The sequence below is a fragment of the Pullulanibacillus sp. KACC 23026 genome (assembly GCF_029094525.1).
GTDB lineage: Bacteria > Bacillota > Bacilli > Bacillales > Sporolactobacillaceae > KACC-23026.
Genome location: NZ_CP119107.1, coordinates 4,741,062 through 4,760,116, shown reverse-complemented (window position 1 = coordinate 4,760,116; position 19,055 = coordinate 4,741,062). Strand labels below are relative to the sequence as shown.

General features: G+C 41.9%; 22 protein-coding genes. 21 read left to right on the top strand and 1 reads right to left on the bottom strand.

The features are described 5' to 3' along the window. The first annotated feature begins 34 nt into the window (after positions 1–34). From holB to rsmI, 6 genes are all read left to right on the top strand, one after another. Entirely contained in the window at positions 35–1,111 is a 1,077-nt protein-coding gene (holB, locus tag PU629_RS22245; protein ID WP_275282185.1) for a DNA polymerase III subunit delta', read from the top strand. Positions 1,112–1,116: 5 nt separating this feature from the next. Continuing rightward, entirely contained in the window at positions 1,117–1,941 is an 825-nt protein-coding gene (locus PU629_RS22240; RefSeq protein ID WP_275282183.1) for a PSP1 domain-containing protein, read from the top strand. Between the two features lie 16 nt (positions 1,942–1,957). Beyond that, positions 1,958–2,317 (top strand): DNA replication initiation control protein YabA, encoded by a 360-nt coding sequence (gene yabA / locus PU629_RS22235; protein ID WP_275282182.1) that lies wholly within the window; start codon positions 1,958–1,960, stop codon positions 2,315–2,317. An 84-nt stretch (positions 2,318–2,401) separates the two neighbouring features. Further along, the gene (locus PU629_RS22230; RefSeq protein WP_275282181.1) at positions 2,402–3,136 is read left to right on the top strand and encodes a tRNA1(Val) (adenine(37)-N6)-methyltransferase; all 735 of its coding nucleotides are present in this window, start codon (positions 2,402–2,404) and stop codon (positions 3,134–3,136) included. Continuing rightward, on the top strand, positions 3,133–3,414 hold the full coding sequence (locus PU629_RS22225; protein ID WP_275282180.1) for a GIY-YIG nuclease family protein: 282 nt from the start codon (positions 3,133–3,135) through the stop codon (positions 3,412–3,414). The genes PU629_RS22230 and PU629_RS22225 overlap by 4 nt, the downstream gene beginning before the upstream one ends. Beyond that, positions 3,389–4,258: a 16S rRNA (cytidine(1402)-2'-O)-methyltransferase gene (gene rsmI, locus PU629_RS22220; RefSeq protein WP_275282179.1), complete on the top strand. Its 870-nt coding sequence runs from the start codon at positions 3,389–3,391 to the stop codon at positions 4,256–4,258. Before PU629_RS22225 ends, rsmI begins: the two co-directional genes overlap by 26 nt. A gap of 79 nt (positions 4,259–4,337) precedes the next feature. On the opposite strand, the gene PU629_RS22215 is transcribed toward rsmI, so the two are convergent. After that, entirely contained in the window at positions 4,338–4,619 is a 282-nt protein-coding gene (locus PU629_RS22215) for a transition state genes transcriptional regulator AbrB (RefSeq protein ID WP_275282178.1), read from the bottom strand. Positions 4,620–4,997: 378 nt separating this feature from the next. On the opposite strand from PU629_RS22215, the gene metG reads away from it, so the two are divergent. From metG to PU629_RS22140, 15 genes are all read left to right on the top strand, one after another. After that, entirely contained in the window at positions 4,998–6,965 is a 1,968-nt protein-coding gene (gene metG / locus PU629_RS22210) for a methionine--tRNA ligase (RefSeq protein ID WP_275282177.1), read from the top strand. 350 nt (positions 6,966–7,315) lie between these two features. After that, entirely contained in the window at positions 7,316–8,080 is a 765-nt protein-coding gene (locus PU629_RS22205) for a TatD family hydrolase (protein ID WP_275282176.1), read from the top strand. Between the two features lie 61 nt (positions 8,081–8,141). Then, positions 8,142–9,326 carry a resuscitation-promoting factor gene (locus tag PU629_RS22200; protein ID WP_275282175.1) on the top strand — a complete coding sequence of 395 codons (1,185 nt, stop codon included), beginning with the start codon at positions 8,142–8,144 and terminating at the stop codon, positions 9,324–9,326. A 195-nt stretch (positions 9,327–9,521) separates the two neighbouring features. Then, positions 9,522–10,082, top strand: a complete 561-nt coding sequence (gene rnmV / locus PU629_RS22195; RefSeq protein WP_275282174.1) for a ribonuclease M5 — start codon at positions 9,522–9,524, stop codon at positions 10,080–10,082. Further along, positions 10,075–10,941 (top strand): 16S rRNA (adenine(1518)-N(6)/adenine(1519)-N(6))-dimethyltransferase RsmA, encoded by an 867-nt coding sequence (gene rsmA / locus PU629_RS22190; protein ID WP_275282173.1) that lies wholly within the window; start codon positions 10,075–10,077, stop codon positions 10,939–10,941. The genes rnmV and rsmA overlap by 8 nt, the downstream gene beginning before the upstream one ends. A 102-nt stretch (positions 10,942–11,043) precedes the next feature. Further along, positions 11,044–11,910, top strand: a complete 867-nt coding sequence (gene yabG / locus PU629_RS22185; protein ID WP_275282172.1) for a sporulation peptidase YabG — start codon at positions 11,044–11,046, stop codon at positions 11,908–11,910. A 175-nt stretch (positions 11,911–12,085) separates the two neighbouring features. Further along, positions 12,086–12,343, top strand: coding sequence for a biofilm formation stimulator Veg (gene veg, locus PU629_RS22180; RefSeq protein ID WP_275282171.1), 258 nt, complete (start codon positions 12,086–12,088; stop codon positions 12,341–12,343). A gap of 160 nt (positions 12,344–12,503) precedes the next feature. Beyond that, on the top strand, positions 12,504–12,686 hold the full coding sequence (locus PU629_RS22175) for a small, acid-soluble spore protein, alpha/beta type (RefSeq protein WP_275282170.1): 183 nt from the start codon (positions 12,504–12,506) through the stop codon (positions 12,684–12,686). Positions 12,687–12,876: 190 nt separating this feature from the next. After that, on the top strand, positions 12,877–13,749 hold the full coding sequence (ispE, locus tag PU629_RS22170) for a 4-(cytidine 5'-diphospho)-2-C-methyl-D-erythritol kinase (protein ID WP_275282169.1): 873 nt from the start codon (positions 12,877–12,879) through the stop codon (positions 13,747–13,749). A 55-nt stretch (positions 13,750–13,804) separates the two neighbouring features. Beyond that, positions 13,805–14,635, top strand: coding sequence for a pur operon repressor (gene purR, locus PU629_RS22165; RefSeq protein ID WP_275282168.1), 831 nt, complete (start codon positions 13,805–13,807; stop codon positions 14,633–14,635). Then, complete coding sequence (locus PU629_RS22160) at positions 14,636–15,013, top strand: RidA family protein (protein WP_275282167.1); 378 nt, start codon at positions 14,636–14,638, stop codon at positions 15,011–15,013. Between the two features lie 205 nt (positions 15,014–15,218). After that, the gene (spoVG, locus tag PU629_RS22155) at positions 15,219–15,509 is read left to right on the top strand and encodes a septation regulator SpoVG (RefSeq protein ID WP_275282166.1); all 291 of its coding nucleotides are present in this window, start codon (positions 15,219–15,221) and stop codon (positions 15,507–15,509) included. 201 nt (positions 15,510–15,710) lie between these two features. Beyond that, positions 15,711–17,087 carry a bifunctional UDP-N-acetylglucosamine diphosphorylase/glucosamine-1-phosphate N-acetyltransferase GlmU gene (glmU, locus tag PU629_RS22150; protein WP_275282164.1) on the top strand — a complete coding sequence of 459 codons (1,377 nt, stop codon included), beginning with the start codon at positions 15,711–15,713 and terminating at the stop codon, positions 17,085–17,087. A gap of 15 nt (positions 17,088–17,102) precedes the next feature. After that, positions 17,103–18,053, top strand: a complete 951-nt coding sequence (locus PU629_RS22145) for a ribose-phosphate diphosphokinase (RefSeq protein ID WP_275282163.1) — start codon at positions 17,103–17,105, stop codon at positions 18,051–18,053. A 119-nt stretch (positions 18,054–18,172) separates the two neighbouring features. Next, positions 18,173–18,820, top strand: coding sequence for a 50S ribosomal protein L25/general stress protein Ctc (locus tag PU629_RS22140; RefSeq protein ID WP_275282162.1), 648 nt, complete (start codon positions 18,173–18,175; stop codon positions 18,818–18,820). The last annotated feature ends 235 nt before the right edge of the window (positions 18,821–19,055 follow it).

Sequence of the window (19,055 nt, the reverse complement as noted above, 5' to 3'; positions counted from 1 at the left end):
AAGGGACTGATTTCCACCAATAAAGGAGGCTTCGTTGTCAACTCACCTTAAGGAAAGCGGGCATTGTAAATTCCTCTGGAAATGGCTCAGGAGAGATTTTATAAAGGAAAGTGAAGCGATCATGGACTGGCATTCATTAATGCAACGCCAAGCAACGGTAGGACGTATTTTAATAAAAGGGCTTCGAAATGAGACCCTATCGCATGCTTATCTTTTTATAGGACAAAAAGGGACAGGCAAGCTTCAGGCTGCCCGATTACTCGCCAAAAGCTTTTTTTGCCCGCATCGAGAGGGGGAAAACCCGTGTGACATCTGTCCAGATTGCAGGCGGGTGGATTCAGGAAATCACCCTGACCTTGTCCTTGTCCAACCAGACGGAAAATCAATAAAAAAGGAACAGGTGACTGGCCTCATAAAAGAATTTTCATATAAAGGCATGGAATCCTCTAAAAAATTCTTTATAATCGAAAGTGCTGAATCCATGACAACCCAAGCTGCTAATAGTTTATTAAAGTTTATTGAAGAGCCGCAAAATGAGACGATAGCTGTCTTAATCACCGAAAGCCAGCATCAACTGTTGGATACCATTGTGTCACGCTGCCAAACGTTAACCTTCTCACCTTTATTGTCAAAGGATCTTGAAGACCAACTTCGAGAAAAGGGGTATGGATTCACCATTTCCAGAGTATCAAGTGTCATAACACAGAATATTGATGAAGCAGAATTGCTTTGCCAGCAAGATTGGTTTGCGAAAGCCTGTTCGATCGTGATAAACTTAATGAAAGAGGCTCACTCACGCCCCGATCAGGCGTTCATTTATCTTTATGATCAGGTCATTCCCCTTTTTCAGGAGCAGGATCAGGCCCCATTGGCTTTAGGTCTCATTCTTTTGTGGCTAAGAGATTGTATGAATGCGCACTTAGGCCATGATGAACAGATTGTATTTAAAGACCAAGAGGAAATCATAAAAGATCAAGCGTTAAGGAGTTCTCTTACTAATCTAGCAGAGCAAATGACTTTTGTAATGTCTGCCACGAAACGCTTGGGCTCGAATGTTCAATTTACAAGTGTTCTGGAGCAGCTTCTGTATAGACTTCAGGGAGGGTTGTAGGCCCCATGTATCAAGTAGTAGGTGTCCGTTTTAAGAAAGCGGGTAAAATATATTATTTTGATCCAGGAGATCTGGAAATCGAAACCGATTCCTACGTCATCGTTGAAACAACGAGAGGCGTCGAATATGGAAAAGCGGTTATCGGCTGTAAAATGGTAGAAGAATCAGATGTTGTCTTGCCTTTGAAGAAAGTCCTCCGGTTGGCAACGGCTGAGGACCGTATACAGGTCGAAACCAATCGTCAAGAGGCGAGGGAAGCATTAGAGATTTGCATAGAAAAGGTCAATGAACACGAGTTGGATATGAAGCTTGTGGATGTTGAGTACACATTTGATCGAAATAAAATTATCTTCTATTTTACTGCTGATGGACGCGTCGACTTCCGGAATCTCGTCAAAGATTTAGCGGCTATCTTCAGAACAAGGATTGAATTGAGACAGATTGGAGTTCGTGATGAGGCCAAAATGTTGGGCGGAATTGGTCCTTGTGGACGAATGCTCTGCTGTTCAACCTTTTTGGGTGATTTTGAACCCGTCTCAATTAAAATGGCCAAAGACCAAAATCTTTCTTTAAATCCTGCAAAAATTTCAGGAGTCTGCGGTCGGTTAATGTGTTGTTTGAAATACGAGAACGATCATTATGAATTGGCAAAGAAGGAGCTCCCTGATATTGGTGAGTCCATTACTGTTCAGTATGGTAAGGGTCGTGTAGTCGGACTAAACATCTTAGAACGCCTTGTTCAAGTGGAGCTTGCTGAACAGGAGCGTGTTGTAGAATATACTATCGACGAATTGATCAAGGAAGGTGCTGTTCAGGCTCGGAGCCACTAAATAAGAGGTGGTCATTGTGGACAAGAAGGATATTTTTTCACAAGTGAGTCGATTGGAAGAGCGAATCGGTGAATTGTACCGAGAGCTTGGGGATCTAAAAGAGGAGCTGGCTACCGTTTTAGAAGAAAACCAACAGCTCGTGACTGAAAATCGTCACCTTAGAAACCGATTAGATCGATTTCATTCCAAAAAGAAGGACTTAAAAAAGAGTCAGGGTGAAGAGGAAAGCACCCCTCCTATTCTAGATGTAGGTGAAGGCTATGATAACCTCGCCCGGCTTTATCACGAAGGTTTTCATATATGCAATGTTCATTATGGGAGCCTGAGAGTCGATGGGGATTGTCTTTTCTGCCTGTCTTTCCTAAACAAAAAATAAGGCTCTTCCTAAAAGGGAAGGGCTTTTTTCTGTTCTTACAAAATAGATAAAGTGTGCTTGAATGATAAAAGGAGCGTTAACGAGATGGTCCTACTTCAAGAAAATGAACGCATTGATACGCTTTTTGATTCAGACTTAACAATTATACAGAGCCCTGAGGTTTTCAGTTTTTCCCTTGATGCAGTACTTCTTGCCCATTTTGCCTCTGTCCCCATACAGGGTGGTGAAATGGTTGATTTATGCTCGGGAAACGGAGCCGTCGCTCTTATGCTAACGGAGCGGAGCAAAGCTCATATAACTGAAATTGAGCTTCAGCCCAGACTCCATGATATGGCCGTTCGAAGCGTGCAGCTTAATAAGCTTGAACATCAGGTGACCTGTAAGCTTGGGAATGCAAAGGATAGCCCGAGTGAGTTGGGTTTTAGTCGGTTTGATGTGGTGACATGCAACCCACCCTATTTCTCACGAGCACAGACTGAGCGGATTAATCCGAATCCCCATTTGGCTTTGGCGCGGCATGAGCTTGAGATCACATTAGATGAGGTCGTTCAAGTATCGAGTCAACTGCTTAAACAAAAAGGGAAGGCCGCCTTTGTTCACCGACCAGAACGATTAGTGGATTTGCTTTTCGCCATGCGTAAATATCGTTTAGAGCCAAAACGTCTTTGCTACGTTTATCCGAAAAAGGGACGCGATGCTAACATCATTTTAGTCGAAGGGATTAAAGATGGTAAGTCAGGCCTTAAAGTGCTTCCACCACTTTTGGTTTACGGTGAAGATGGGCAATATACCAAGGAGTTGTCAGCATTCGTCTCATGAAAGAACATATGGTCTATATATTGGAATGCAAGGACGGGACGTATTACACAGGTTATACAAACGATTTTGATAGGAGGATTAAAGCACACGAAACGGGTCGGGGAGCTAAATATACAAGAGGTCGAGGCCCATTTATTGTTCGGCATCAAGAAACCTATTCAACGAAAGAAGAAGCCATGAAACGGGAAGCATTTATAAAAAAATTCACAAGAGCTGAGAAAGAGAAGCTTATTCGAGAAGGGAGCCATCCTAATGGAACAGAAAAGCTTTCAGAATGAGGAAGAGGGATGCCTTTATTTAATTCCCACCCCAATCGGGAATTTAGAGGATCTGACTTTCAGAGCTTTACGTCTCTTAAAAGAAGTTCATGTCGTGGCAGCCGAGGATACAAGGCAAACAAGAAAGCTTTTTAATCATTTTGAGATTGCAACCCCGTTAGTAAGCTATCATGAACATAACAAAAGAACGAGTGGAGAAAAACTCATTGAAAGAATGAAGTCAGGGGAAAAGGTGGGACTTGTGACGGATGCCGGCACGCCTGGTATATCTGACCCTGGTCAAGACTTAGTACAATTATGTGTAGAGGAAAGCGTTCCGGTCATACCGCTTCCCGGTGCCTGCGCGGCGACGACAGCCCTCATTGCCTCAGGCCTTTCAACGGATCATTTCTTATTTTATGGGTTTTTACCTCGACAGAAAAAAGACAGGCAGAAAGCATTAGAAGAGCTTCAGAATCAGCCTTACACACTAATATTTTACGAAGCACCGCATCGCCTTAAAGAAACAATTTCAGCCATGGCGAGCACTTTTGGAAGCCGACCTGTTGCTCTTGCTCGGGAATTAACGAAGCGTTATGAATCGTTTGTTAGAGGGGCGTTTGCTGATCTTCATGACTGGCTCAGAACACATGAGGTAAAAGGAGAATGTTGTATAATTGTCGAAGGGAATCAAGCTCCCATCGTTGAAGAGGAGCAGCCTTTTTGGGAAGAGATGAGTGCGCTGGATCATATTAAGTTTTATATAAAAAAAGGAATGGATAAGAAAGACGCCATTAAGATGACTGCAGCAGACCGGGGATTGCCGAAACGAGAGGTATATAACCTGTATCATCAGGAAGATTAAGGTTGAGGGCTATATAGTACATAAAAAATGACCTTCTTCTTTAGGGAAAAAGGTCATAAAACACCATTTAGAAATTAACTTACGCTTTTTCTAAATAGGATTTGATTTCATTTAAGACAAGTTCAGCGCCTTCTCGGCTTAATACTAGTTTGCCATTAGCAAGTGAAAGATTCTCATCGGAAATTTCACCTGTAATTTGGCAAGTCATGCCGGCCTTATACTTCTTTAGGACGATGCGGTCATCATCCACATAAATTTCAAGGGAATCTTTTTCATTAATACCCAGGGTGCGACGGAGTTCAATCGGAATGACCACCCGGCCAAGCTCATCAACTTTTCTTACAATCCCAGTAGATTTCAAAGACATTCTCCTCCCAATAAATAATAAACTACAAAATTCGACATTTTTCTCTATATATAAGTTTATGATACCAGTGATTTCCAAACCAGTCAATTTATTTTGTTGCAATTATTGGATATTTCCCTTTAATTAAGGGGAAAATAGAAGATTAGCTGTATGGGACATAGGCCAAAAGTCGTATATATTTTTCAAAGGGATTCACTTGGAATTAATTAAAAATTTGATTATACAATCTTATCCATTTTATAATAGAGTCACTGCGTCTAATAAGTGGTAATCGACTATAATTAGTTTGAAATATATGAGATGCTTAAGAAAATAAAAAGAAACAACAAAAATTCAGGAATCGGTTCATCTGAAAAAGGAGGATGCTGGGATATGGGAAATGAAAAGAACACCTTCTATTTAACCACCCCCATTTATTACCCAAGTGGAAGATTACATATAGGACATGCTTATACGACTGTAGCAGGTGATGCTATGACGCGCTATAAGCGTTTACGAGGTTTCGACGTGATGTATTTAACAGGGACCGATGAACATGGCCAAAAGATAGAGGAAAAAGCGCAGGAAGCAGGGACTTCCCCTCAAGAATATGTAGATGGTATCGTATCGGGCATTCGTACACTGTGGGATAAGTTAGATATTAGCTATGATGATTTTATAAGGACGACCGAACCTCGCCATACAAAAGTAGTTGGAAAAATTTTTAAACAGCTATTAGATCAAGGGGATATTTACTTAGGGGAATATGAAGGCTGGTATTGTACACCATGTGAGTCTTTCTATACAGAAACGCAATTAGTGGATGGGAAATGTCCGGATTGCGGTCGCGAGGTCAAAAAAGTTAAAGAAGAATCTTACTTCTTTAAAATGAGTAAGTATGCGGACCGGCTACTCAAGTATTATGAAGAAAACCCAACCTTTATTCAGCCTGAATCCCGGAAAAACGAAATGATTAATAATTTTATTAAGCCAGGACTTGAAGATTTGGCTGTTTCTCGAACGGCCTTTGAATGGGGAATTAAAGTACCGGGCAATCCAAAGCATGTCATCTATGTGTGGATTGATGCGTTAAGTAACTATATAACAGCCCTTGGTTACGATACAGAGAACGATTCCAAATTTAAAACATTTTGGCCGGCGGACGTTCATCTAGTCGGAAAAGAAATTGTGCGGTTCCATACCATTTATTGGCCAATCATCTTAATGGCGTTGGATCTCCCACTGCCTAAAAAGGTCTTTGCCCATGGCTGGCTCTTGATGAAGGATGGAAAAATGTCCAAATCAAAGGGGAATGTTGTGGATCCAGAACCGATTATTGATCGCTATGGATTAGATGCCTTACGTTATTATCTACTCCGAGAAGTGCCATTCGGCTCGGACGGTGTCTTTACCCCTGAAGGCTTCGTTCAACGTTTGAACTTTGATCTTGCTAATGATCTTGGCAATTTGTTAAACCGGACAGTTGCCATGGTAGATAAATATTTCGATGGCCAGATTCCGGCGTATAAGGGGTCTATTACTCAGTTCGATGAGGATTTAAAGACCTTTGTTCAAGACACGGTTGAAAAAGTAGAGTCGGAAATGGAGAATCTGCAATTCTCAGTTGCCTTAAGCGCGCTCTGGCAGCTCGTATCGCGCACGAATAAATATATTGATGAGACAACCCCTTGGGTGCTTGCCAAAGATGATTCAAAGAAAGAGGCATTAGCTTCTGTCATGACCCATCTTAGTGAATCCCTTCGTGCGATTGCGATTATGCTCCAGCCATTTTTGACTTCGGCACCTGGGAAAATGGTTGAGCAGCTTGGTATTTCCGATAAAGCAGATCAATCTTGGGACAGTCTTAAAACGTTTGGTATGAGCAAGGGAACATGGAACGTGCAAAAAGGGGAGCCGATCTTCCCGCGCCGCGATCCTGAAGAGGAAATTGCTTATATTGTAAGTAAAATGAGAGGCGGTACGCCAGCACAGGATGAGGCAAAAACCGATTCTAAACGAGTAGAAGCTGAACAGGTAAATGAAATAACTATTGATGATTTTAATGCGGTTGAGCTTCGAGTTGCAGAAGTCTTGCAGTGTGAGAAAGTCGAAAAAGCAGATAAACTATTGAAATTCCAGCTTGATCTCGGGACTGAAAAGCGCCAGGTTCTTTCAGGAATTGCTAAGTTTTATGCGCCAGAAGAATTAGTGGGTAAAAAGGTGATTGTTGTAAGTAATTTAAAACCTGTGAAGCTGAGAGGAGAACGTTCTGAGGGAATGATTCTGTCAGGTGAGGCAGACGGTGTTCTTAAGGTCATAACGGTTGATCCTTCTCTTCCAAATGGAGCAAAAATTAAATAAATGCTATAAAAGAAAAAGAGAGGATCGTTCTTGCATTTATGCGAAGAACGGTCCTCTTTTTGTTCTAGATTAAGAATTTAGCCATCGACTTATGGGGGGGGTTTTAGGAACTAAGTGAAAGTGGCAACTAGGCTCCAGCCTTCGTCAATGGGCTTAGCGCGAACGTTGTTTCCTTTATTGGTGAAGGGTGTCGTTTTGGTCATTTTTACGTCGGAAAGCGTCAAAAAACCTGTCGCGGCGCGGTTTTGTAACGGAATTGTAATCTGACTGACATCCCGCTGTTGTATGTTTAATAGATTTCAATGGTACACTATCTAAGGACTAAACTGATAGATAAGTAGAGGGATTCTATGTTATTTGATACTCACACACATTTAAATGCTGACCAATTTGAAACGGATTGTGCAGAAGTAATTGAACGCGCCAAACAAGAAGGTGTGTCAAGGATGGTGGTTGTTGGCTTTGATCGCCCTACGATCACAAGGGCCATGGAGATCATTGAAGAATACCCAGAGATCTACGCTTCGATAGGCTGGCACCCAGTTGATGCCATTGACATGACGGAGGGAGATTTGAATTGGATTGCCTCATTAACGAAGCATCCAAAGGTTGTGGCTCTTGGAGAAATGGGTTTGGATTACCACTGGGACAAGTCGCCTGCAGAAGTTCAAAAAGTTGTTTTTAGAAAACAAATTCAGTTAGCCCGTAAACTAGACCTTCCTATTATCATACATAATCGCGAAGCAACCAATGATGTATTAGCGATTTTGGAAGAGGAAGGAGCTCGTGATGTAGGAGGGATTATGCACTGCTTTAGCGCAGATTGGGAAGCAGCAAAAAGGACTCTTGATTTAGGTTTCTATCTGTCATTTGGAGGACCGGTTACCTTTAAGAATGCGAATGAGACTAGAGAGGTTGCGAAGAACGTGCCGCTTGATCGCCTGCTTATCGAAACGGATTGTCCATACTTGAGTCCACATCCTTATCGAGGCAAGCGGAATGAACCCGCGCGCGTGAAACTTGTTGCTGAACAATTAGCAGAACTCCATCAACTGTCATTGGAAGAATTGGCGGAGATCACCATGAGAAACGCCAATCAGCTATTTAGAATTTAACTAAAATATATATACAGGGTAATTGTCACATTATTGTCTGTTGTTTAAAAGGGGGAATTGGATGACACCCAGATTGAAAAGCCTTCTCTCCCATCACGGGAAAAAGCTCATCATGGGACTCCTATTCATAATTATTATATCAGCATCTTGTTTAACAGCATATGCTGCTACAACGAAAAACATTACGATAGATGCAAATGGTAAAACGATTCAAGCTTCAACACACGGGAAAACCGTTGCTGATGTTCTAAAGGAAAATGGAATTACGGTTAAACCGCATGATGCGGTGACACCGAGCCTGTCTTCATTAGCTAAGGATGGGACAAGCATTAAGTGGCTTCCGGCCATTCAAGTAGAAGTCAATCATTATGGTAAAACTGAGAATTTATGGACGACAGCAAAGAATGTTGGGGACTTTTTAAGTCAAGAAGGCATGACAGTGGCGCCTCACGATACCGTCTCACCTTCACCCGATACACCACTAACGGAAGATTTGATCATTCAAGTGAAAAAAGGCATACAAGTGACTCTTAATGTCGGTGGTAAAGCCCAAGATGTATGGACTACTTCCAAAAGCGTTCAAGAGCTTCTTGACCAGCAAAACATTACACTAGGAAGTAAAGACAAGGTAAAACCAAGCCTGGATTCCATAGTGGTTGAAGGATCACACATCTTAGTTACGCGCGTGACGACAAAGAAAAAGGTCGTAAAAAAATCGGTTGATTACAAAGTCATCAACAAGAATGATTCCTCTCTTAAGAAAGGGCAATCGAGGGTTCTGCGCGAGGGAGAAAATGGCGAACAGGCCAAGACTTACGAAGTGACTTATGAAAATGGAAAAGAAGTCAAAAGAGATCTGATAAAAACAGAGTTGATTAAATCACCTACTAACAAAATTGTAGCAAATGGGACGAAGGTTGTGCAGCGGGCTGTTTCAACTTCACGAAGCCTTGCAAGCAGCGGGAAAACAATTGAGATGGTGAGCACGGCCTATAGCTCGGATTGTAAGGGATGCTCCGGGCATACGGCATCAGGTGTGAGCCTCCATTCAGGAGCGAAGGTGATTGCTGTTGACCCGCGTGTGATTCCGCTTGGAACAAAAGTCTACGTGGAAGGCTACGGCTATGCGGTTGCGGGAGACACGGGCGGAGCCATAAAAGGTAATCGCATTGATATTTATTTTAGTTCTCATTCTGAAGCGAAGAATTGGGGCTATCGACGCGTTCAAGTTCGTGTATTAAATTAATCTAAGAGGATGCGAAAGAAGTGCAGAGGAAGTATGCTGCGCTTCTTTTTTTTGGTTTACATTAAATTAGACGAAGATACTAATAGAAATGTTTCAAAAAAGCATAGGGTTGTTAAAAATATTGTTATAATGGTGTTTTGAAGCAAAAAGAACGTGGTTAAAACAACTACCTTTTTTTATATGAGGGGATAATGGATGAAAATTAAAGAAATCATTGTAGTAGAAGGAAAGAGTGATACTCAAGCAATACAAAGGGCGGTAGAGGCCGATACGATTGAGACAAACGGCTCGGCAATAAATCGGCAAACACTGGATATGATTCAGCATGCTCAGCATATAAAAGGCGTGATCATTTTCACGGATCCCGATAACCCCGGTGAACGTATCCGAAAAATTGTGAGCCAAAACGTTCCAGGCTGTAAACATGCCTTTTTAACTAGACAGGAGGCATTTGGCGGAAAGACACGAAGCCTTGGCATTGAACATGCGTCCCCAGAAGTCATCCGTTCGGCACTCGAGAAGGTTTATACGGAAAGCGATGAGCAAGAGGAGCTTATCTCCATGAGTCAGTTAAGGGATTATGGGTTGATTGCCGGAGAAAAAGCGAAGTCCAGACGTGAGAGACTGGGAGAACGCTTGAAAATAGGGTATACAAATGGTAAGCAGCTGTACAAACGCCTTAATATGTTTCGAATTTCACAGGCTGATTTTGAATCGGCCTATCAAGCCATTTTGCAGGAGGAACAGCATGGTTAAAGACTCAACTTCAAAGATGACCCATGAGGTTATGAAACACTATGATTTACACACGAAAAAAAGCTTGGGGCAAAATTTTCTAACCGATGACAATGTTTTAAGAAATATAGTGGATGCCGCTTCATTGAACAAACATACATCTGTCATAGAGGTGGGGCCAGGAGTGGGAGCATTGACCCGTCATCTGGCGGAGGATGCCAAAAAAGTATTAGCTTTGGAAATTGATCAGAGACTCATCCCTATTTTAAAAAAGACACTTAGCGACTATTCCAATGTTGAAGTCGTTCATCAAGATGTGCTAAAAGCAGATTTACACCAATTGATAGCGGACCATTTTGAACAAGGGGAAGACATCATGGTTGTGGCGAATCTCCCTTATTACATCACCACACCGATTTTAATGCGTTTTTTGACCGAGGATCTCCCGATTAAAGGGTTGGTTGTCATGATTCAAAAAGAGGTCGCAGAGAGGCTTCAGGCTTCTCCTGGTGAGAAAAGTTATGGGTCTCTTTCCATTGCTGTTCAATATAAAGCTATCCCATCTATTGTTATGACGGTTCCAAAGACAGTCTTTGTCCCGCAACCCAATGTCGATTCAGCCGTTCTAAAGATGGAGGTATTGAAGGAGCCGCGAGTCCATCTAAGTGATGAAGACTTTTTTTACAAAGTCGTTCGGGCTGCCTTCGCCCAAAGAAGGAAGACCTTACAGAATAACCTCATGAATAACTTGCTTCAAAAGAATCAAAAAGAGGCACTGTTAGCTGTTTTGTATAAGATCGGGATAGACCCAAGACGCAGAGGTGAAACCTTAACTATTGATGAATTCGCTGCTTTAAGTGAAGCGCTTTTGCATCTATAGGCGTTCTCTTACAGCCCTTTTCAAAAACATGTCATGAGATGGTGACCCCTGCATAGGCTAATAGTAAGGCACTTTTGTCTAAGGCTTCCGGGAGGGGTCATCTTGAAATTTAATAAAGGAAACATAGTGGCTAGGAAATCTTATGGCTATGATGTGATCTTTCGAGTGGTAGCGGTCAATGAAGAGACAGGACTAGTAGAGCTATCAGGAGAAGATCTACGACTTTATGCGGATGCGCCTATAGATGACCTTAAGTTAATATCCGATTCGGAAAGGGATCAAAATCAGGTTCGGCAGAAGAAACTAGAGGATGAATCCAATCGTCTGTTCCGACAAGACTATAAGCTATTGAGGGCAAAGCGGGAGTATACGTCGACGAATGGTTTCCGACAGCGTCAAGCGTATTTTGAAATGCCGGGGCGTGTTTTGCACATTGACGGGGATCCCTATTATTTAAAGAAATGTCTGCATGTTTATGAGAAGCTGGGAGTCCCTGTGCTAGGTAAACATGTTAAGGAAGAAGACATGCCTAATGTGGTTCCTAATTTGGTTCGTCATATTCGCCCGGATATTTTAGTTTTAACGGGTCATGATGCTTTTATGAAAAGTAAAGGGGATGAGTCGGAATTAAAAGCCTATCGTCATTCGGCTCATTTTGTTCGAACGGTTAAGGAAGTACGTTATTTAGTTCCACATCTTGATCAACTCGTTATTTTTGCGGGTGCCTGTCAGTCTCATTTTGAATTGCTTATCCGTTCAGGTGCCAACTTTGCAAGCTCACCAACCCGTATTAATATCCATGCGTTAGATCCCGTCTATTTGGTTTCAAAAATTAGTTTTACGCCTTTTAGCGAGCAAGTGAATGTGTGGGATGTTCTTCGCAATACGTTGTCCGGAAGCGATGGAATTGGCGGTGTGGAAACAAAAGGGATTTTACGTACTGGGATGCCGTTTTACCCTAATGAATGAATTGCAATTAACCGTACATATTTTCCCGAAAACAAACCATACTAACAACATTCTGATCGAGAAAAATCAATTGACAATACTCCGGTAAACTTGCTATAATAACAATTTTACCTCGGAGTTTGACAGATGGACTCGAAACGTGTTATAATATGGGTGAAGCGAGGTGGGTTGATTGATGGAAAAAACAATTAAGGACATTAAAATCGCCTTAGACGAACGAGTTGGCAGACGCCTTACATTAAAGGCTAATGGAGGAAGACGCAAAACAATTCAACGCGTGGGTGTTTTAGAAGAGACTTATCCATCCGTGTTCATTGTAAAGCTTGATGAGGATTCAAATGCTTATGAACGCGTATCTTATAGCTACACCGACGTTTTAACTGAAACGGTAGAAATTACTTTTATGGAAGAAGCAGCAGCGAGCGGACAATAGAGAAACGCAATCGGGCGTTTTATAGTACTAGAAGCGGAGGCCATCTTTACTGGTTTTCGCTTTTTATTTATATAAATGCTGATCTTGAATAATTCTTTCTTAACCATCTCATACTAAAAAGGCTTCACCTAATGAGTGTTTTTCAAAGGAGGTTCTTCCCTTGGGCAGAAGACGTGGCATCATGTCTGATCAACTAAAGGAAGAAATTGCAAAGGAGCTCGGGTTTTATGAGACCGTCCAAAAAGAAGGATGGGGCGGTATTCGCTCTCGTGATGCCGGTAACTTGGTAAAAAGAGCGATTGAAATCGCCCAAGCCCAACTCGCTGAGAAACCAGTCAAATAACAGTTCTGATGGCTGCCTGACTCCGTTACACTGGATGCTCAGGCGGTCTTTTTTGTAGTTTTCTTTCAACATGTTATGCTATAAATTAGAATTTGATAATGGAACTGTGTTTTCAGATGTTATTATGTTGTTATAATAAGATATAAAAGATCTGACAAGCTTCAGACTGTCAAAAAGAGCAGGTGGAACATTGAAAACAATAGAGAAAGCACCAGCCAAGATTAATCTTTCTTTGGATGTTTTACATAAAAGGCCCGATGGCTATCATGAAGTTGAAATGGTGATGACAACCGTTGATTTATCTGACCGTCTTGAATTGCAAGAAATAAGGGATTATGATCAGATTTTAATTCGTTCTTCAGCTCCATTTGTCCCTGAGGATGAACGGAATCTGGCCTATCAGGCGGCCAAGCATATCAAGCAAAAATATGGTGTTAAGACAGGTGTCAGAATTAATATAACCAAGGATATTCCGGTTGCAGCGGGTCTCGCTGGAGGGAGCAGTGACGCTGCCGCCGTTATTCGTGCACTTAACCGGCTTTGGTCACTTAATATGACACTTGATGAGATGATGGAGATTGGGGAGAAGATAGGGTCGGATGTTCCATTCTGTATTGTTGGAGGGACCGCTTTGGCGACAGGAAGAGGGGAACGCTTAGAAATGCTTTCTTCCCCTCCTCCGTGTTGGGTGGTTTTGGCCAAACCATCTATTTCGGTATCGACAGCCGATACATATAAAGCATTAAATTTGGAAGGTGCCGCCCATCCGAATGTGAGTGAAATGGTAAGGGCAATAGCGAATCGTGATTATAACGAGATGTGCAGCAAGCTTGGGAATATCCTTGAGTCAGTGACCCTTTCCAAGGTTGCTGAAGTGGAGCAATTAAAAACACATATGGAGCAAATGGGAGCAGACGGTGTTCTAATGAGTGGAAGCGGACCAACTGTATTTGGTTTGACTCAATATGAGTCGCGTGTTAACCGAATTTATAACAGTTTAAAGGGGTATTGCCCAAATGTGTTTGGTGTTCGTTTACTTGGGACTCCCAATAGCCTTGATTAAAGCCGAATAATTGTGTAATATCATACTAACATTATTCGGCCTTTGGGGGATTTTTATGAAATTAAAACGAAGTCACCGCTTAGTAGCGATGACCAACATTCTTTTGAAACAGCCTCACACAACGATTCCATTAACTGTGTTTGGTGAGCAATTCCAATCCGCCAAGTCTTCTATTAGTGAGGATTTGGTTATTATTAAAGAAACCTTTGAAGCACAAGGGATTGGAAAATTACTGACCACTCATGGTGCTTCAGGCGGTGTGTCTTTTGTCCCCTTTGCTTCGAAACAAGCAACGACCGAATTTCTGAATCAACTTGGAACTATTTTGTCAGACCGGGGAAGGGTTCTCCCTGGCGGCTATCTCTACATGACGGATATTCTAGGTGATCCATCTGTTATAAACGAAATTGGACGCATAATAGCCACCCCATTTTGGGATAAGTCAATCGATGCGGTTATGACGGTTGAAACAAAAGGCATTCCGCTTGCTTATGCGGCGGCCACCCAGCTTCAGGTTCCTGTTGTCATCGTGAGAAAGAGCAGCCGTGTGACAGAGGGATCGACAGTCAGCATCAATTATGTATCGGGCTCTTCCAAACGGATTCAAACAATGGTCCTGCCAAGAAGAAGTCTAAAGGCTGGGGAAAATGTCCTGGTGATTGATGATTTCATGAAGGCAGGAGGGACGATGCTTGGTATGACCAATCTCATTAGTGAGTTTGAAGCTAACTTAGCAGGAATGGCAGTTCTGGTTGAAACAAAAGAAGCCACTCCCAAATTAGTAGACAATTATTTAGCTTTATTAAGATTAAATGATTGGAATGAAGATCGCGATCTTCAGATAGAGTCTGGTAACTTTTTAGATTTTTATAAGGAGGAGTTTTGAATGAGGACAATCCTTACAGATAAAGCCCCAGCGGCGATCGGACCGTATTCACAAGGCGTGATCGTTAATAATATTTTTTACAGTTCTGGGCAAATCCCATTAACCCCAGAAGGTCAACTAGTTGAAGGCGGAATTGAAGAACAGGTCCATCAAGTGTTTTCAAATATTAAAGCTGTATTAGCAAGTTCTGGGGCATCGCTTAACTCTGTTATAAAAACCACTCTTTTCATCAAAGATATGAATGATTTTCCTGCCATCAATTCAATCTATGGAACTTACTTTACGGATCATTTACCCGCTCGCTCCTGTGTCGAGGTTGCGAGATTGCCAAAAGATGTAAAAGTAGAAATGGAAGTTATTGCACTGGTAAGAGAGTAGTAACCAATTTAATAACTAGTGCCAGATTCCTGTCGAGTAAGAGGTGTTTAGTTGGTAAAAATTTACTATCACCTGTAACTCGGCAGGTTTTTTAAATTTTTTTAATAAATTTTGATTTTTTTATGAATCTTTGAAGGATTTTGGTGTTTTGTGTTGAATGTTTGTAATAGTCTTTCTATCTCGGTATAAGGTGGTGTCTCATTAAATGGAAGTAACAGATGTAAGATTGCGTCGAGTTAATACGGATGGCCGCATGCGTGCGATCGCCTCTATCACCATTGACCATGAATTTGTCATTCATGATATTCGTGTCATTGATGGTAATAATGGTATGTTTGTCGCTATGCCGAGCAAAAGAACACCTGATGGGGAATTCCGTGATATAGCCCACCCTATTACTTCAAGCACTCGAGAAAAGATCCAAAACGCAGTATTAGAAGAATATACTCGCGTTGGACAAGTCGAGACGTCTTTTGAGGAAGCTGGCGCATCATAATTTATTTGAAAGAGACCTAATCGCCTTTTGATTAGGTCTCTTTCTTTTAGAATGTGAGGATTTGATGAACTTTTCATAAGCTTCCTTCACAAGCTCGTTGATTTTCAAAGGATTTAGCGAGGAGGACATGATTGTATTGTTGAAAAGGCCTTTTTTTTAGGCTATAGTCATAGATGGAACGAACGAATATGGAGGGTTCCCATGATAAACACATATGCGATTATTCTGGCTGCAGGTCTTGGCACAAGAATGAAATCGAAGTTATATAAAGTGCTCCATCCGGTTTGCGGAAAACCGATGGTCGAGCATATTGTTGATCAAGTTGAAGCATTGAATCTTGATAAGATCGTCACGGTTATTGGCCATGGCGCTGAAAAGGTAAAAGAAAAACTTGGGGATCGTGTCGAGTTTTGCCTTCAAGAGGAACAGCTTGGTACAGGGCATGCTGTCATGCAGGCAGAAGTCATTTTGGGTCATTCCTCTGGAACCACTGTCATTTTGTGCGGAGACACCCCTTTAATTTCCAAGGAAACATTGGCAAAATTAATTCAGTCCCACAAGAATCATCAGGATGCTGCGACCATCTTAACAGCGATTACTGATAATCCGACGGGGTATGGACGAATTATCCGAAATGCGGAAGGGAACGTCGAACGCATTGTTGAGGAAAAAGACGCCAATGATGCGGAGCGTTCTATTAAAGAGGTCAGTACAGGATTATTCTGTTTTGATAACGAGAAGCTATTTGCTGCCTTGAAGCGCATTAATAATGACAATGCGCAAGGGGAGTTTTATTTACCGGATGTGATTGAAATTCTCCAGGGTGATGGAGAAACGATTCACGCCGTTCCAGCAGATTCCTTTGATGAAACACTTGGAGTCAATGATCGGTTGGCCCTCAGTCAGGCGGAAGCATACATGCGAAACCGTTTGAACCGCAAGCATATGCAAGAAGGCGTGACCATCCTTGATCCATCTACAACCTATATTGATGCAGATGTTAAAATAGCACGTGATGTCGTGATCTATCCAGGGACAATACTCAAGGGCCAGGTGTCCATAGAAGAAGATTGTGTGATTGGTCCTAATACGGAGATAAAAGATAGTCAGATTGGTAAAGCTTCTAATATCAAGATGTCCGTTGTCCATGACAGCACGGTTGGCGAACAAGTCAACATTGGACCTTTTGCCCATATAAGGCCTTTATCTCATATTGGCAATCATGCAAAAATAGGCAATTTCGTTGAGATAAAGAAATCAACGATGGGAGAAGGCAGTAAGGCGTCTCACTTAAGTTATGTGGGAGATGCAGAAGTCGGACGAGATGTGAACTTAGGATGCGGATCGATTACAGTCAATTATGATGGGACAAATAAGCACTTAACCAAAATTGGAGACGGTTCTTTCATCGGCTGCAATGTTAACTTAATAGCCCCTGTAACGATAGGCGATGGTGCTTTCGTTGCAGCAGGTTCTACCATCACAGATGATGTCGATCAAGAAGCATTAGCCATTGCCAGAGAAAGACAAACGAACAAACCGAACTATGCAAAGAAGCTTAAGCCAAAGAAAAAATAATGGAGGGACCAAGTAATGCCCAGCTATATGGACCCCAATCTCAAGGTGTTTTCATTAAATTCAAACCCAGACTTATCTAAAGAAATTGCAGATCATATAGGTGTTAACCTTGGACACAGTTCTGTCACGACATTCAGTGATGGTGAGATTCAGATCAATATTGAAGAGAGTATTCGAGGCTGTGATGTATACGTCATTCAGTCAACCTCCGCCCCTGTTAATCAGCATATAATGGAACTATTGATCATGATTGATGCTCTGAAGAGAGCGTCGGCAAGATCTATTAATGTTGTTATGCCTTATTATGGATACGCAAGGCAGGATCGGAAGGCACGTTCTCGTGAGCCTATCACAGCTAAGCTTGTGGCTAACTTACTGGAAGTTGCCGGGGCAACACGGATACTCGCAGTAGATCTCCACGCTCCTCAAATACAAGGCTTTTTTGATATTCCAGTCGATCAGCTTTTAGGGGTCCCTATTTTAGCTGATTACTTCAAATCAAAGGAACTTGAAGAAGTTGTTATTGTATCTCCGGATCACGGAGGAGTTGTTCGAGCAAGAAAAATGGCCGATCGCTTGAAAGCGCCGATTGCCATTATTGATAAAAGACGTCCGCGTCCAAATGTTTCTGAAGTGATGAACATTATCGGAAACATTGAAGGTAAGACATGTATTATTATTGATGACATCATTGACACAGCCGGAACCATTACTCTTGCTGCCAATGCGTTAATGGGAAGTGGTGCCAAGCGTGTGTTTGCTTGCTGTACACACCCTGTTTTATCAGGTCCAGCCATCGAGAGGATCGAGAATTCAAGTATTGAAGAATTAGTTGTTCTTAATACCATTCCTCTTCCTCAAGAGAAGAAAATTGAAAAAGTAACCCAATTATCAGTTGCTGAGTTGATGGGTGAAGCTATTATTCGGGTACATGAGAAGCTTTCAGTCAGCACGTTATTTGATTAAAAACAGCTTGCTTATTAATGAACAGCGGTTGTTTATAGAACGATTTTAAAAATCTGTTTAGTTCACGGTTTAAGCACTCCTTTTTTCGGACAAAGTAATAGTAGGAAAGGAGTGTCTTTATGGTTGTTGAACTAAAGGCAGAGATTCGTGAGTCCACGAAAAAATCAGTAACAAATCAGTTGAGGAAAGCAGGAAAGGTTCCTGCCGCCGTATATGGAAAAACCGTTGGTAACCAGAATGTAGCGATCGATGAAGGGGCACTTATTAAGTTGTTTTATGATGTCGGTCGAAACGAAGTCATCCAGCTTCAAGTGGATGGTCAGCAAACTACCTCTGTCATGACACAAGAGCTTCAAAGGGACCCTATTAAAAGACATTTGGTTCATGTTGACTTTAAAGAAGTCAATATGAATGAAGAGGTCGAAGTCGCTGTTCCGCTTCATGTTGTCGGAGAGGACGCGGTTGAAAAGCGGGACGGTGTGGTTCAACTTCATTTAAACGAATTGCATGTCCGAGCCTTACCGGGACACATTCCAAGCCATATTGACCTTGATGTGACAGAACTGCAAGTAGGAGATTCTATCAAGGTCGAGAATCTCAAACAAGCGGCAAGTCAGGACTACGAGATTCAGAACGATGAAGACGTCGTTTTGGTGACGATTAACCATCCTCAATTAGCCGCTGATGAACCGGTCACAGAAGAAGAGGGAAATGAGGCTGAATCTGGGACTGACGAAGAGAAAGCTCAGGAAACTGAACAAGAGTGATCCATAAGCGAATGAAAGTTAAGGAAACAAGGCGTAACCAAAAGGGGTTACGCCTCTCTTCACTATCATTTAGGACCTAAGGCTTAGCTTAAACATATAATGGAGTGAATGTCAGCGTTAGGAGCTCTTTGTTGTGAAGGGTGATAAGCGAGTGAACCCTTCCAAAGCATTTATTCATAAGATAATAGGGGTTTATTAGGATTAAAAGCAATTAGGAAATAGGTAAAATAGAGGG